Here is a 14,114-nt window from a genome sequence, read left to right as displayed (position 1 = left end):
ACCATAAAAACGCAACCTGATCCTAACTTTTTTGATGCAGCATATCCATCACATTAACCACATACTTGATGCCGGTGAGTCCGAGACTATTGAATTCAAAACGACCTTTGGCCGGGAAACCATCGAAACACTGGTTGCTTTTGCCAATACAAACGGCGGCACCGTGCTTGTTGGCGTAAAAGATCATGCAACGGTATGCGGTGTTGACATCGGCAAAGAAACACTCAATCAATGGCTGGGACAGATAAAATCAGCCACAAGCCCCTCAATCATTCCGGATATTGCCACTCATTCCATATCCGGAATGACGCTCGTTTTGATCCATATGAGTGAGTATCCGGTTAAACCCGTAAGTACACGCGGAAAATATTTCAAGCGAGTTGCAAGCTCCAACCAACAACTTACTTTAAAGGAAATAAACGAATTGTATATGCAGTCCCTGCAAGTCTCATGGGACGCACATGCCGCTGAAAGCATCTCCCTGGATGAACTGGATATCCCTAAGATCGAAAAATTTATTGAGACGGTTAATACCTGTGGCCGTTTCAGCCTGGATCTGGATCCTCTTCAAGCCCTGCAAAAATTAAAACTGATTACAGGTGATGCACCGACCTGGGCTGCATTACTTCTCTTTTCAGGACAACCACTGCGCCATCATATCCATATTGGCCGGTTTAAAACTCCTGTCACCATCATCGACGATCGGCAGATTACTGATACGCTTTTCGAGGCCGTCGAGCAGGCCATGAAATTCATTGTATCCCATCTTAAAGTGTCTTTTGAATTTGACGGCGCACTGCAGCGAAAAGAACGGTTTGCATATCCCCTGCCGGCACTGCGGGAGGCGTTGCTCAATGCTGTTGTACACCGGGATTACAGAAATTCTTCTGACATCCAGATCAAAATTTTTGATGATAAACTCACCATTTTCAACCCTGGGACTCTTTACGGCGGCCTGACCATAGAAGACCTTTTAACAGACACTTATCCTTCACAACTGCGCAACAAGCTGACAGCCGAAGCCTTTTACCTGACCCGGAATATCGAAAAATACGGCAGCGGCATGCTCCGTATTCGCAAAGAGCTTCGAGCCTACCCGGAACTGTCCTTTGAAATTGAAGAGGCGGGTGGAGGAATACGTGTTACATTTTCATTGCGTGAGGGAGTAAGTGAGGGAGTAAGTGAGGGAGTAAGTGAGGGAGTAAGTGAGGGAGTAAATTCTCTTTACCGATGTATCCAGCAGAATCCCGGCTTAAGACTTCCAGAATATTCAACCATGCTGAATATTCCGTTAAAAACACTTGAACGCTGGGTAAAAAAACTTCGGCAAGAACAAAAAATTATATTTAAGGGTTCGCCTAAGCAGGGCGGCTACTATAATACATAGCGACTTGGCTCCTTGACGCGATACCAAAATAAAACTGGAAAGTGATGAAGGACTATTTTCAATACCAGGGAAATACCCACATCACGGGATCAAGAGATGCAACCAGGGAATCTTTTCAGAATCAGCTGATTACAGATGGTGAAAGCTGGAAGGCTATGATCAACACACGGAACAGGGCAGTACACACATACGATGATGTCATGGTTGACGATATCATATTGAAGGTTGCAGACATCTACTACAACCTTTTTGTCGACTTTGAAAAGGTCATGGAAAAATTAGCCCATGGAAAATAAACTTTCCTGCTGGGGATTACCTTTAGAGACCATTCAAAAAATTCATAATGTGTTTAAATCCTATCCTGAAATTGAACAGGTTTGTATCTACGGCTCCCGTGCCAAAGGCAATTATTATCCCGGTTCTGATATTGATCTGGTAATCATGGACGACCTTATAAAGGATTCCCGATTGAGTAAACTGGAGATAGATCTTGATGATCTTTTGCTGCCCTATAAACTGGATCTTACAGTATTTCAAAAAAATTCAAAACCAGGACCTTATTGATCACATTAATCGGGTCGGTATTCTTTTTTATACCAAACTTATCTAAATTCAGCCTCGCACAAAGGCACAAAGCAGCAAATAAAAAACCACCCTTTGTGCCTTAGTGTCTTTGTGCGAGAAAAAAATGACAGAAAACGATATAGCAAAATTAATAGTAGACGCATCTATCCAAATCCATAAAGAACTTGGCCCGGGGCTTCTTGAAACCGTATATGAAGTCCTGCTGAAACACGAACTCGAATCAAGGGGCCTGAAAGTGGACCGGCAAATTCCCATTCCCATAAATTATAAAGGAATAAAATTCCAACAGGGCTTCAAGGCGGATCTCATTGTTGAGGATAAAGTCATCATAGAACTGAAATCCGTGGAAACCATTTCAAAAGCACACAAAAAACAGGTACTCACATACCTGAAACTGACTGATAAAAAACTTGGTTTTCTCCTCAACTTCGGTGAGGCACTAATGAAAGACGGAATTACCCGCCTAATCAACGGAACCATCCAATAAAACCCTTTGTGGCTTAGTGTCATTGTGAGAGCTTTAATTAATAAATTTTGTGTCCTATTGTCTTTGTACGATAATATGGAGAGTATATAAAATAAGGCACAGGGGAGAATAACATGGCAGAAATTGTATTAAAAAACAAACCAACCGGAAAAAGTCCATCAAACAGTATCTTGATTATTTTCGAAATTCAATTGAAAAATTTGAAGTCTTTGGACTTTCGGAAAAAACAGAGATCAAAGAGGAAATACGGCCAGGCAAACAGCCGGTTATTAACATCCATGTCAGCCTGATATCGCTAAACTTGTCGGTGAGATTATAGATAGTTTTTGAGGATATTTAACATCATTTTCCGAGATTTATCATCGGGTCGAATTCGAATAATTACTTTTCCTCACACAAAGCCACAAAGAAATAATCCCTTTGTGCCTTAGTGTCTTTGTGCGATAATAAAACAGACATTAAAAAAAGGGAGATAACATGTTTGCCAAAAAAATAATTACAGAGACGGATCACACAGGAAAGGTAAAAAACATGCCCTTGCTCCCCCCCAATAAGCAATTTGAGATTATTATTCTGGATCTAAATGAAACAAAAGCGATAAGGGGAAAAAATAAAAGAGAACCACATCCTGATTTAAAAGGTAAGGTAAAAATTTTAGGAGACGTAATCAATACCACATCACAAGATATGTGGGATCTACCTACATGATTGTTTTAGACACCCATATATGGTTGTGGTGGATAAATAATGACCTCAAACGGTTGAAACCAAATCAACATGACATTATCAACAATGCTGATATGGTTTCTGTATCAGCGATAAGTTGTTTTGAGGTTGCTTGGCTTGCTCAGCATGGCCGCATCAATCTGAATTGTAAAATTATTGATTGGTTTGATAAAGCCCTTGCCGGGTCTGGGATTGAAGTATTACCGATCACACCCGAAATTGCCACAAAAGCTGTTCAGTTACCGGGGCATCACAGTGATCCGCAAGATAGAATTATAATGGCCACAGCCATTTCTTCAAATGCAAAGCTTATGTCAGTAGACCAGAAGTTCAAAAAGTACGATGAGTTAAAAGAAATTTTGATATAATTCTTTTTATATGAAAGTATCGAGTTTTGAGTAGTGAGTAGTGAGATTTAAAACAAGCTGTTTTTCTCACTACTCAATACTCACATCTTTCATTGTTTGTTGTGTCCGCTAGGGCATGGGGGTTATAAAGAAATCTCTCTTTGTGCCTTAGTGGAAGATTAAAAAATCCTTTGTGTCTCCGTGTCTTTGTGCGATCATTTATCAGTGCCGTAGGTAAATAAAAAAAGAGCAGCAACATGAACCAATCACAAAAAAAACTCAAGATGACGACTGAAGAATACCTCAAGTTTGAAAGAGCTTCCGAAATCAGGCATGAGTATTATGATGGTGAAATTTTCGCCATGACGGGGGCAAAGGTGAATCACAACCGGATTGCCAGTAATATTAATCGATTTCTTGGAAACCAGTTGGCAGACAGGTCTTGTGATGTTTTCTTAAGCGACATGAGAGTCAAGATTCAGGGGGTTGATAAATATACCTATCCCGATGTAGTTGTTGTCTGTGGTGATCTTGAGTTGGAAGATGACAAATTTGATACCTTATTGAACCCGGTTATTATCATTGAGATCCTTTCAAATTCCAGTGAATTATATGATAGAGGTGAAAAATTTGCACATTATCGGCTCATCTCTTCTCTTCAGGAATATATCATAGTATCTCAATACCATTGTAAGGTTGAAAAATTTATTCGTGGAGATGATGGTATATGGCGTATATTTGATCCGTATACAAAAATTGACACAGAAATCAAACTTGAATCGATTGATTGCCGGCTATTACTTTCCGAGATTTATCATCGGGTCGAATTCGAATGATTAATTTTTCTCACACCGGCACCGGGTCAACCGCTGGAACCCCAACATGATGCTGTACTGGGCATTTTCAAAATTTGCTGCAGACCATCACTACCCCATGTTCGATTTCGGCCGGTCCACCCCGGGGGGAAGGCACCTACAGCTTTAAAAAACAGGGGGGCTATTAATATAAGGACCGCTTTAAATTACACAACGGACAAATGTGTATTTCGAGTGTTACTTTGGGAGAACTTGTTTTTGGAGCAATGCTGTTGTACACCTGGATTACAGAAATTCTTCTGACATCCAGATCAAAATTTTTGATGATAAACTCACCATTTTCAACCCTGGGACTCTTTACGGCGGCCTGACCATAGAAGACCTTTTAACAGACACGTATCCTTCACAACTGCGCAACAAGCTGACAGTCGAAGCCTTTTACCTGACCCGGAATATCGAAAAATACGGCAGCGGCATGCTCCGTATTCGCAAAGAGCTTCAAGCCTACCCGGAACTGTCCTTTGAAATTGAAGAGGCGGGTGGAGGAATACGTGTTACATTTTCATTGCGTGAGGGAATAAGTGAAGGGGTAAGTGAGGGAGTAAATTCTCTTTACCGATGTATCCAGCAGAATCCCGGCTTAAGACTTCCAGAATATTCAACCATGCTGAATATTCCGTTAAAAACACTTGAACGCTGGGTAAAAAAACTTCGGCAAGAACAAAAAATTATATTTAAGGGTTCGCCTAAGCAGGGTGGCTACTATAATACATAGCGACTTGGCTCCTTGACGCGATACCAAAATAAAACTGGAAAGTGATGAAGGACTATTTTCAATACCAGGGGAATACCCATATCACGGGATCAAAAGATGCGACCAGGGAGTCTTTTCAGAATCAGCTGATTACAGATGGTGAAAACTGGATGGGTATGATCACAACACGGGACAGGGCGGGATACACATACGATGATGCCATGGTTGACCGTATCATCTTGAAGGTTGCAGACGTCTATTACAACCTTTTTATCGATTTCGAAAAGGTTATGGAAAAATTAGACCATCGGAAATAAACTTCCCTGCTTCGGATTACCTTCAGAGACCATTCAAAAAATTCATGGTGTGTTTAAATCCTATCCTGAAATTAAACAGGTTTGCATTTACGGCTCCCGAGCCAAAGGCAATTATCATCCCGGTTCTGATTTATACCAAACTTATCTAAATTCAGCCTCGCACAAAGACACAACACCGCAAAGAAAAAATTACCCTTTGTGCCTTAGTGCCTTTGTGTGAGACAAACAAATGACAGAAAACGAAATAGCAAAATTAATCGTAGACGCATCAATACAAGTCCATAAAGAGACAGGCCCGGGTCTGCTCGAAACAGTTTACGAAGTTTTGCTGAAACACGAACTCGAATCAAAAGGTTTAACCGTAGACAGGCAAGTGCCAATCCCCATAGAATACAAAGGCATAAACTTCCAGCAGGGGTTTAAAGCCGATCTTATCGTAGAAAGTAGAGTAATCATAGAACTCAAGTCAGTAGAAACTATTTCCAAAGCACATAAAAAGCAGATGTTAACGTATTTGAAACTAAGCGGTAAAAAGCTCGGCTTCCTTCTGAATTTCGGCGAAGCGCTGATGAAAGACGGCATCACCCGAATAATAAATGGAACCCTTCAATAAAAAAGCTCTGTGCCTTAGTGTCTTTGTGCGATAATAAAAACTGAATACATTGATTGTAAAAACAGTATCCAATTTAGATAAAGAGGCCTGGGACAATTATGTCCTTTCTCACCCCGACGGCATTGCTTATCAGCTTTTTGCATGGCAGGAAGCGGTTAAAAAAGCCTATCGGTTTCAACCTCTTTATCTCATGGCACAATCAAAAAATCAGGTAAAAGGGGTGCTCCCGTTAATATACTTCAATATACCTTTTAAAAGGGAGCTTATTTCGCTTCCGTACTGCGATGCAGGGGGACCACTGGCAGATGATCCTGCCACTGAAACAATTTTGTTGAGACAGGCATTAAAGATAGCCCCCTCAGCAAAAGTGGTCATTCGATCAACCCGATCATTTGCCAATCTGTCGCCGGATAAAACGCTCTGTAAACAAAAGGTCAGGATGATTTTGTCTTTACCAAAGTCCTCTGATAAGCTGCTTAATTCATTTAAAGCCAAACTTCGAAGCCAGATTAATAAAGGTTATAAAAACGGTCTTACATCAATCATCGGTTCGACAAATCTACTAAATGATTTTTACTCCGTCTTTTCGGAAAATATGAGAGACTTGGGGTCTCCTGTTCACAGCAGGGAATGGATCTTCTCCATTTTAAAAGCATATGCAAACAGAGCACATGTCTCGGTCGTATATATGCCGGACGGCCAACCGGCTGCTGCCGGAATTATACTGTGTCATCCCAAAGTTGTTTCCATCCCTTGGGCATCCTCTTTACGCCGGTTTAATACGAGCAATCCCAATATGATGCTTTACTGGTCCTTTTTAAAATTTGCCGCAGATAAGGGCTATCCTGAATTTGATTTTGGTCGTTCCACACCAGGAGAAGGGACATTTCGTTTTAAAAAACAATGGGGAGCAGAACCGGAAGGCCTTCATTGGGCTGATTTTAGCGCTACAGAATTCCTTATGGGCCGTTTTAACAGAGCGGCCCCAGAGCCCCTAACACCAAATCACGTCAGAATAAGACCTTTAGCCGAATCCGTTATTCAGAAAATGCCGTTATCTTTTTCCAAAGCATTTGGAAATATGACAAGAAGATACGTTACACTATAAGTGAAAAATAAATAATGGTATAGAAATGCTTCGGTTTTTCCATCGCAAAGACATACCTGAGTTAGCGGCATAAAGATTGCTTTTTTAATTATAACATATTGAAATTTTAATATAAAATTAATACAATGGCATTAAAAAAACATTCACTTCGGAGGTGAAGACCGATGCCGACCACTATCAATGTAAAACATGGAAATGAAAACCTTGTCAGTCAAAGCGGATTGCTCCCTGTAGGTGCATTGCTTAAGTCGATTAATTTTGCCCAGCGGTTCAAAAATTTACCGGATGTACATTGTGTTGATCCTAATATTTCTCATGGAGAGATCCTTTCGTCCATGTTGGGACTTATTTGTGTTGGTAAGCCAGACTATATCGCTATTGAAATTTTCAGGCAGGATCCATTTTTCTTTACACAATCTCTGGGAATCAGCAATTGTCCTTCTCAATCAACATTGCGTGAACGCATTGACCTGATCGGGGAATCTGCCAATGAACTTATCAAGGAGGCTTCAGTTGAAATGATTCGAGGCAAAGCACCCGCCATTTCACCGGTTCAGACGAGTGTCGGCAATTATATTCCCTTAGATCTGGACGTTAGCCCTTTTGACAATTCAAAAACGAAAAAGAGGGAGTTTCCAGGACATACAAAGGCTGTGATGGCTATGCACCAATGTTCGGATATTTAGGAACTGAAGGATACTTAATCAATGTAGAGCTTAGAGAAGGCAGCCAGCATTGTCAAAAAAACACCCCGGAATTCATTCAAGAAATATTAAAATTAACCAGGCAGATTACCCAGGAACCTCTTCTTATCCGTCTTGATTCAGGAAATGACAGTCAGGATAATTTTGAAGTAATAAAAACATGCGAAGGTGTTGATGTCTTGGTTAAGCGCAATTTACGTAAAGAATCTTTGGATGGTTGGCTTATCCTGGCCCAGAATACTGAAAGCGTTAGATTGATTCGCTGTGGACACAAAAGTGTGTGGGTCGGGCAAACAACTGTTGACCCAAAAGGGCGGGCATTGCCACGTCCGATTGTCTTCAAAGTGACTGAACGATATGAAGAAAAAGGGGAGCCCCTGCTTTTTCCCACAATTGAAGTCGAGACCTATTGGGTTACCATCGCCGGGCTGAGCCCCCAAGAGGTCATCAATTTATACCATGATCATGGAACCAGTGAACAATTTCATTCAGAAATCAAAAGTGATCTTGGGTTAGAACGCTTCCCCAGTTGCCGTTTTAGCAGCAACAGCCTGATTCTCCATCTTGCTCTTTTGGCGTATAACATTCTTAGAATCATAGGCCAAATTAGCCTTGAGGAGCAGGATGAGAACAATCTTCCGATCAACCGTAGAAAAAAAGTCTCACGAAGGAGGTTAAGAACAGTTATGCAGGATTTAATGTATATGGCTGGCCGTTTAATATATAGTGGTCGGCGGTGGAGCATTTCATTTGGTAAGATCAACCCGTTTGCCCAATTGGCTGAGAACGTATTGTACCGGTTACGTTGTTCTCCAGGATAAGCACATTATTGGGTAAAAAATCGGGATGGAGAAGTTATGCGCAGAGCGCTAATGGTGAACTGTGCCTATCTGGCGTGATTTGACCATGGGTAATCAAGTATAGTTCAGTAAAAAAATGGATTAGCTAAGATTGCTGGCCAATAAGTCATCAAATATGATCTTGGGTCAGGGTTTGCAGAGGCCAAGCCTCAGCAGATTTTTATGTATCAGAGCGCAAGGGTTGGCTAAGCAAATTTTATGCCGGGAATCCAGGTAAGACCCCAAAACGCGACATGAGCCATAAGAAAATGCAAGGTTATACTGCCGTTACCATCGGAAAGACCACCTGTTAGCTCACATAAAAAATTTTGATGCTGTTGATGCCGTTCCGGTCACAAAAAAGGTCGCTTCTGTTTTCATCTGTTTGACCAGTAAAAACCTAATAACAAACTTGCTTACCACCAGGAGTTTGCCCCAAAAAATGCCGGGATTTTGCACAGGCTTTTTTCCTGGAATATTCTGGATGCCCCGGCTGCCCGTTTTTTGGCCAGCCGCATTCTTTTCTCCGGCAGGATTGTAAAATGAGTGACACCATATCCATGAAAAACCCGTCAACCGACATATCATTCATCATCCTGACCTGGAACTCCCGGGCCTATATCGAAAAATGTCTGGATTCCCTGTTGTCGGCCCTGGCACAGACAGATTTTCACTACCATATCTATATCACGGACAACGGGTCTACAGATGCCACCCCGGATATCCTGCAGAAATTGAAAAAAAAACTCCCGTCCGCTGTCACCCTTTTCCTTCTGGACCGCAACATGGGCACCACCTATTCCAGGAATCTGGGCCTGAAACAGGCGGACAGCCGCTACATCTGCATCATGGACTCTGATGTCGAGGTTATTCCGGGAACCATCGAGGCCCTTGCGGCCTTCCTTGAAAAAGACAACCATGCCGGACTGGCAGTCCCCAAAATCGTGTATTCAGACGGCAGGCTGCAAAAATCTACCGACCGGTTCCCCACCATGGGACGTAAAATCTACCGGTATTTCTTTTTAAAGAAAATGGAGGCGACCGAACGCCTGAAAGCGGCATCCCAAACCCCCATACCCGTTGATTATGCCATCTCCGCCTTCTGGCTGTTGAAAAAAAGTGTGACAGACCAGACCGGACTGCTGGATGAAAACATTTTCTACTCCCCGGAAGATGTGGACTACTGCCTCAGGATCTGGAAATCCGGTCATGCCATCATGTATCTTCACGAAGTCTGTGTCATTCACCACACCCAGGAAATATCCAGGGGTTTAAAATTCAACACCGCCTTTTTCAATCACATCAAAGGGCTGTGCTACTATTTTTCAAAACACCACTACTTTTTCTTTCCCCCGAATTATAAAAAAAAACGGAACGTTAACCATCAACCCTCACAGCTCACACCCATGAAAACTTTACATATCCTGAACCACAGTTTTCCCCTTCTGGACGGATATGCCTCCCGAAGCCAGAGCATTTTCAACGCCCAGAAAAATATGGGGTATTCCCCGGTGATCCTCACCTCTCCCAAACATGAGGAAGATTGGAAGCAGCCCTGCGCCAAAAAAGAGACCATTGAGGGATTTGATTTTTACCGCACCGGAAAAAACCCGTGCAAAGCCCGTCCTGTTCTTGGAGAACTTGTCCAGATGGCAATGGTTCTGTTCAAACTGGCCCGGGTCATCACCATCGAAAAACCGACCGTGCTTCATGCCCATTCCCCTGTGTTGAATGCCATTCCGGCATGGATTGCAGGGAAATGGTTCGGCCTGCCCGTGGTGTACGAGATCCGGGCCTTCTGGGAAGATGCGGGCGTGGACCAGGCCACCTATAAAAAACAATCAGCCAAATACAAGCTGGTAAAATATCTGGAAACATGGGTCTGCCGGCACGTGGACCATGTGGCGGTCCTCTGCGAAGGCATACGAAAGGACCTGGCCGGCAGGGGCATTGACAATCGAAAGATGACCCCGGTATTCAACGGCATCCATCCCAAAAACTTCACCCCGTGCCTGCCGGATCAGGACCTGATCGACACATGGCAGCTGTCCGACAAAAAGGTTATCGGGTTTATCGGTTCATTCTACCGGTACGAGGGCCTTGACCTGCTGATAAAAGCCTTTGCCGACATGGCACCCGCCCATCCGGACCTGGTATTGCTCCTGGTGGGCGGTGGTGAAATGGAAGCCCGGCTCAAACAGGATGTAACCCGGTACAACATCGGCAGCCAGGTGCTGATGCCCGGCAGGATCCCCCACCACCGTATCAAAGGCGTGTACGCCCTGATCGACATTCTGGTTTATCCCAGATATTCCGTACGCCTGACAGAGCTTGTCACCCCCCTAAAACCCCTTGAAGCCATGGCCATGGGCAAGGCAGTAATTGCCAGCGACATCGGCGGACACAGGGAACTGATTGCAGACAAAAAAACAGGCATGCTGTTCACGGCCGGCGATGCTGCCGCCCTTTCCGCCGCCATCCAGGCATTACTGGAAAACCCAGCCCTGATGGAAACCCTTGGCAAAAACGGCATCAACCATGTGATGAACCACAAAACCTGGCAGATCACCACTGCAGTATACAAAACCATCTATTCCATGTTGCCCAAAAGGACAAACAACAATGTCACCCCGGATTGATCAAAACACCAGCCGCATTTTCAACCTGCTCAAGGTGCTTTCCATATTCATGGTGATGATTGGACATTTTTTTAAAGAATATGGTCTGCTCTGGGTTCCTGTAGCTGTGGGCCTGTTGATATTCAGCTTTTCTTCCGGATATTTTACCGCCCTTAAATACACCGGTGATTTCAGCTGGAAAAACTACTGGAAAAAAAAGATAGAACGCCTTGGCATGAGCCTGCTGGTGGTCAATTTCGCACTGCTTATACTGTTTTTGATTCAGGGACGTTCCGGCATCTGGTCGTGGTATTCTATAGTCAACATCGCCGGGCTCAACGGTTTGTTAAACTGGTTCAGAATACCGGATCCCAGTCCTTTTGGTGAGAGAATGTGGTTTTTTACCCTGCTGCTCATCTTTTACCTGTGTTATCCATTTCTGGAAAAAATGAATCAGAAAACCTTCTCTGTTTTTACCGCGTTATTTATTGCTGCCGCTTTTTTATTAAGTTGCAACATCATTTACGGCCATGCATTATGGCTGACAGCCTGTGGATTTATCATCGGCGTTTGGGCCGCTAAAAATGCCATCCTGCTGCCACCGAATATCAGCAGAATTACCGCCATTGCAATATTTACAGCCATGACAGCCGTGAATTTCATATTCAATATAAAAACCCTTAATTTCTTTTTTATCCTGTTTTTCTCCATTTTTCTGATTTATGCCTGTCGGGATATCACTGTCAGAGACTGGGTGGACAAAGGGGCTGTATTTTTTTCAGGATGTATCCTGGAGATCTATTTGATCCACGGGTATTTTTTCATGACACCCACCCACAACCGGATAATCGATTTCTTATTGTCACTGTTAACGATCATTCTTATGGCAAAAATACTGAGTATGATTGCTTCAAAGTTGAACCATACATTCATTAAGGCAAGCACATGATACCCCATATCCCGAAAGGCGGTTTTTTTGCGGCAAAAAAACCATCCGCCGATATTCAGAACCTGGCGCCCATACTGGAACAAAACGGTTTTAAAACAATTGCCTTTGCTGAGGACAATGTCATTCTGGCTTCATCAGATGAGTTTGCCGGCCAGGGGCTTTGGCATTGCGAAGCCGGGGCTGTTGCCTATGACACAGACTTGACCAACCTTGCCCAGCTGGTATTGCTTCTGGACAATCACAAAAATCCCCGGGAGATCGGTGCTGTCCTGTGGGGGCTGTACCAGAAATTCGGCCCGGGCTTTATTGACAGATTGCGGGGCCCCTTTGGCTTTGCCCTCTGGGACACCCGGGAAAAAACAATGGTTGTGGTAACCGACCCCTTTGGCATCCGGCCGGTGGTGTACTCCCAAAAAAATACAGACTACCTGGCAGCCAGCCGGATTCGCACCCTGTGCCTGGACCCGGCCCTGACCCGGCAGATCTATCCGGAAGCCATCTACCACTACCTGTTTTTCCAGGCAGCGTGCACGCCTTTGACCATCTATAAAGAGATACACAAACTGCCCCCCGGCCAGGGCCACCGGATCACCCCGACTTCCTTTAAAGCATTCACCCACTATGATATCCAATACCACCCGGATGGATCCAAAACAGAAAATCAGTGGAAAAAAGAAATCTTTGATAACGTCCGGCAGGCGGTCGATGTTTTTCTGCCCCTGTCCCCTTATGAAAAAACCGGCTGTTTTCTGTCCGGCGGCACCGATTCCAGCACCATTGCCGGCATGTACACCAACCTGTCCGGCAAGCCTGCCAAAACCTTTTCCATCGGGTTTGATGACCCGGCCTACAATGAAATGGCATTTGCCGACCATGCGGTCAACGCCTTTGGCACAGAACAGCACCGGTATTTTGTCACCCCGTCCGACACCGTGAACCTGATCACCTCCCTGGCCGACATCTATGACGAACCCTTTGGCAATGCCTCTGTGATAGCAGCTTACTATTGTGCCCTCATGGCAAAAGAAAACAAGGTTGACTTCATGCTGGGCGGAGACGGGGGAGATGAGATCTTCGGGGGAAACGAACGGTATGTGACCAACCTGGTTTTTGAACGGTATTTCAAGATACCCTCCCCTTTGCGCAGATTTGTTCTGGAGCCGGCCCTGAAGATCCTGCCGGCAACCGGCATATTCCACAAAGCCTCCCGGTACATCCGCAGGGCCAACTTTCCCAACCCGGACCGATTTTACTCCTACAACCTGCTGGCGGAAACCGATAACCATGAGATCCTCACCCCTGGTTTCATGAACCAGGTCAACACCGACTGCTTTATCGACCTGGCCAGACAGCATTACCGCAAAGCAGCCCCGGCCCATGACACCGACCGGCTCCTGTACCTGGACATGAAATTCACCATCACAGACAATGACCTGAGAAAAGTCACCCAGATGGCGGAAGCTGCCGGCATCCAGGTACGGTATCCCTACCTGGACAGAGATCTCGTGGATTTTACCACCACCATTCCCCCGGATCTCAAGGTGAAATACGGCAAAAACCGGTATATCTTCAAACAGGCCATGACAGGATTTTTACCGGATGCCATTATCCACAAATCCAAACACGGCATGGGCCTGCCCATCTCCAACTGGTTCCGGACCGAAAAAATGCTGTCCGAACTGCTGATGGACCATCTGTATTCCGGAACTCCGGAAATCCACCAATACATCAAACCGCAGTTTCTGGATAAGACTCTTCAGGCGTTTAAACAAGATCAGACAACCGCCTATTATGGAGATACCCTCTGGGAATATCTGATACTGGAACTCTGGTTGAAACATACAAAGCACAACAGGCTGTAGCAA

Annotated in this window: 17 protein-coding genes; all 17 read left to right on the top strand. The window is 44.2% G+C overall.

The genetic code is table 11. From position 1 onward, the window contains the following. Positions 1 to 34 precede the first annotated feature (34 nt). The 17 genes from DESPODRAFT_RS08310 to DESPODRAFT_RS08240 all read left to right on the top strand — a co-directional run bounded on the left by DESPODRAFT_RS08310 (position 35) and on the right by DESPODRAFT_RS08240 (position 14,111). Complete coding sequence (locus DESPODRAFT_RS08310; protein ID WP_004072834.1) at positions 35 to 1,387, top strand: RNA-binding domain-containing protein; 1,353 nt, start codon at positions 35 to 37, stop codon at positions 1,385 to 1,387. Positions 1,388 to 1,431: 44 nt separating this feature from the next. Continuing rightward, complete coding sequence (locus DESPODRAFT_RS08305) at positions 1,432 to 1,683, top strand: nucleotidyltransferase substrate binding protein (protein WP_052314679.1); 252 nt, start codon at positions 1,432 to 1,434, stop codon at positions 1,681 to 1,683. After that, on the top strand, positions 1,673 to 1,951 hold the full coding sequence (locus DESPODRAFT_RS08300) for a nucleotidyltransferase domain-containing protein (protein WP_004072833.1): 279 nt from the start codon (positions 1,673 to 1,675) through the stop codon (positions 1,949 to 1,951). The genes DESPODRAFT_RS08305 and DESPODRAFT_RS08300 overlap by 11 nt, the downstream gene beginning before the upstream one ends. Before the next feature lie 124 nt (positions 1,952 to 2,075). Then, a complete protein-coding gene (locus DESPODRAFT_RS08295) occupies positions 2,076 to 2,459 on the top strand; it encodes a GxxExxY protein (protein WP_004072832.1) in 384 nt (127 codons plus the stop codon). Positions 2,460 to 2,936: 477 nt separating this feature from the next. After that, a complete protein-coding gene (locus DESPODRAFT_RS08290; protein WP_004072830.1) occupies positions 2,937 to 3,167 on the top strand; it encodes a hypothetical protein in 231 nt (76 codons plus the stop codon). Continuing rightward, entirely contained in the window at positions 3,164 to 3,553 is a 390-nt protein-coding gene (locus tag DESPODRAFT_RS08285) for a type II toxin-antitoxin system VapC family toxin (RefSeq protein WP_004072829.1), read from the top strand. Before DESPODRAFT_RS08290 ends, DESPODRAFT_RS08285 begins: the two co-directional genes overlap by 4 nt. A gap of 236 nt (positions 3,554 to 3,789) precedes the next feature. Further along, a complete protein-coding gene (locus tag DESPODRAFT_RS08280; RefSeq protein ID WP_004072828.1) occupies positions 3,790 to 4,368 on the top strand; it encodes a Uma2 family endonuclease in 579 nt (192 codons plus the stop codon). Positions 4,369 to 4,570: 202 nt separating this feature from the next. Further along, positions 4,571 to 5,122, top strand: a complete 552-nt coding sequence (locus DESPODRAFT_RS08275) for an ATP-binding protein (RefSeq protein WP_245532043.1) — start codon at positions 4,571 to 4,573, stop codon at positions 5,120 to 5,122. A 44-nt stretch (positions 5,123 to 5,166) separates the two neighbouring features. Beyond that, complete coding sequence (locus tag DESPODRAFT_RS08270) at positions 5,167 to 5,418, top strand: nucleotidyltransferase substrate binding protein (RefSeq protein ID WP_052314678.1); 252 nt, start codon at positions 5,167 to 5,169, stop codon at positions 5,416 to 5,418. Continuing rightward, positions 5,408 to 5,638, top strand: coding sequence for a nucleotidyltransferase domain-containing protein (locus DESPODRAFT_RS21720; RefSeq protein WP_172635743.1), 231 nt, complete (start codon positions 5,408 to 5,410; stop codon positions 5,636 to 5,638). Before DESPODRAFT_RS08270 ends, DESPODRAFT_RS21720 begins: the two co-directional genes overlap by 11 nt. 9 nt (positions 5,639 to 5,647) lie before the next feature. Then, positions 5,648 to 6,031, top strand: coding sequence for a GxxExxY protein (locus DESPODRAFT_RS08265; RefSeq protein ID WP_004072827.1), 384 nt, complete (start codon positions 5,648 to 5,650; stop codon positions 6,029 to 6,031). Between the two features lie 49 nt (positions 6,032 to 6,080). Further along, positions 6,081 to 7,139 (top strand): GNAT family N-acetyltransferase, encoded by a 1,059-nt coding sequence (locus tag DESPODRAFT_RS08260; RefSeq protein WP_004072826.1) that lies wholly within the window; start codon positions 6,081 to 6,083, stop codon positions 7,137 to 7,139. Between the two features lie 164 nt (positions 7,140 to 7,303). After that, entirely contained in the window at positions 7,304 to 7,825 is a 522-nt protein-coding gene (locus DESPODRAFT_RS21000) for a hypothetical protein (RefSeq protein ID WP_052314674.1), read from the top strand. Then, positions 7,810 to 8,664, top strand: a complete 855-nt coding sequence (locus DESPODRAFT_RS20995) for an IS1380 family transposase (protein ID WP_052314677.1) — start codon at positions 7,810 to 7,812, stop codon at positions 8,662 to 8,664. The genes DESPODRAFT_RS21000 and DESPODRAFT_RS20995 overlap by 16 nt, the downstream gene beginning before the upstream one ends. A 560-nt stretch (positions 8,665 to 9,224) precedes the next feature. Further along, positions 9,225 to 11,321, top strand: a complete 2,097-nt coding sequence (locus DESPODRAFT_RS19400) for a TIGR04063 family PEP-CTERM/XrtA system glycosyltransferase (protein WP_004072825.1) — start codon at positions 9,225 to 9,227, stop codon at positions 11,319 to 11,321. Then, the gene (locus tag DESPODRAFT_RS08245; RefSeq protein WP_004072823.1) at positions 11,305 to 12,249 is read left to right on the top strand and encodes an acyltransferase family protein; all 945 of its coding nucleotides are present in this window, start codon (positions 11,305 to 11,307) and stop codon (positions 12,247 to 12,249) included. The genes DESPODRAFT_RS19400 and DESPODRAFT_RS08245 overlap by 17 nt, the downstream gene beginning before the upstream one ends. Next, the gene (locus tag DESPODRAFT_RS08240; protein ID WP_004072821.1) at positions 12,246 to 14,111 is read left to right on the top strand and encodes an asparagine synthetase B family protein; all 1,866 of its coding nucleotides are present in this window, start codon (positions 12,246 to 12,248) and stop codon (positions 14,109 to 14,111) included. The genes DESPODRAFT_RS08245 and DESPODRAFT_RS08240 overlap by 4 nt, the downstream gene beginning before the upstream one ends. Positions 14,112 to 14,114 lie beyond the last annotated feature (3 nt).

Origin of the sequence: Desulfobacter postgatei 2ac9, from assembly GCF_000233695.2 — a bacterium.
Lineage (GTDB): Bacteria > Desulfobacterota > Desulfobacteria > Desulfobacterales > Desulfobacteraceae > Desulfobacter > Desulfobacter postgatei.
This window is presented reverse-complemented; position numbering and strand designations above follow the sequence as displayed.

Excerpts from the sequence above, each read along its gene's own strand:
- DESPODRAFT_RS20995 (WP_052314677.1), top strand. The coding sequence starts at position 7,810 with ATGTTCGGATATTTAGGAACTGAAGGATACTTAATCAATGTAGAGCTT.
- DESPODRAFT_RS08295 (WP_004072832.1), top strand. The coding sequence starts at position 2,076 with ATGACAGAAAACGATATAGCAAAATTAATAGTAGACGCATCTATCCAA.
- DESPODRAFT_RS21000 (WP_052314674.1), top strand. The coding sequence starts at position 7,304 with ATGCCGACCACTATCAATGTAAAACATGGAAATGAAAACCTTGTCAGT.
- DESPODRAFT_RS08270 (WP_052314678.1), top strand. The coding sequence starts at position 5,167 with ATGAAGGACTATTTTCAATACCAGGGGAATACCCATATCACGGGATCA.
- DESPODRAFT_RS08285 (WP_004072829.1), top strand. The coding sequence starts at position 3,164 with ATGATTGTTTTAGACACCCATATATGGTTGTGGTGGATAAATAATGAC.
- DESPODRAFT_RS08310 (WP_004072834.1), top strand. The coding sequence starts at position 35 with ATGCAGCATATCCATCACATTAACCACATACTTGATGCCGGTGAGTCC.
- DESPODRAFT_RS08265 (WP_004072827.1), top strand. The coding sequence starts at position 5,648 with ATGACAGAAAACGAAATAGCAAAATTAATCGTAGACGCATCAATACAA.
- DESPODRAFT_RS19400 (WP_004072825.1), top strand. The coding sequence starts at position 9,225 with ATGAGTGACACCATATCCATGAAAAACCCGTCAACCGACATATCATTC.
- DESPODRAFT_RS08300 (WP_004072833.1), top strand. The coding sequence starts at position 1,673 with ATGGAAAATAAACTTTCCTGCTGGGGATTACCTTTAGAGACCATTCAA.
- DESPODRAFT_RS08280 (WP_004072828.1), top strand. The coding sequence starts at position 3,790 with ATGAACCAATCACAAAAAAAACTCAAGATGACGACTGAAGAATACCTC.
- DESPODRAFT_RS08290 (WP_004072830.1), top strand. The coding sequence starts at position 2,937 with ATGTTTGCCAAAAAAATAATTACAGAGACGGATCACACAGGAAAGGTA.
- DESPODRAFT_RS08305 (WP_052314679.1), top strand. The coding sequence starts at position 1,432 with ATGAAGGACTATTTTCAATACCAGGGAAATACCCACATCACGGGATCA.
- DESPODRAFT_RS08240 (WP_004072821.1), top strand. The coding sequence starts at position 12,246 with ATGATACCCCATATCCCGAAAGGCGGTTTTTTTGCGGCAAAAAAACCA.
- DESPODRAFT_RS08245 (WP_004072823.1), top strand. The coding sequence starts at position 11,305 with ATGTCACCCCGGATTGATCAAAACACCAGCCGCATTTTCAACCTGCTC.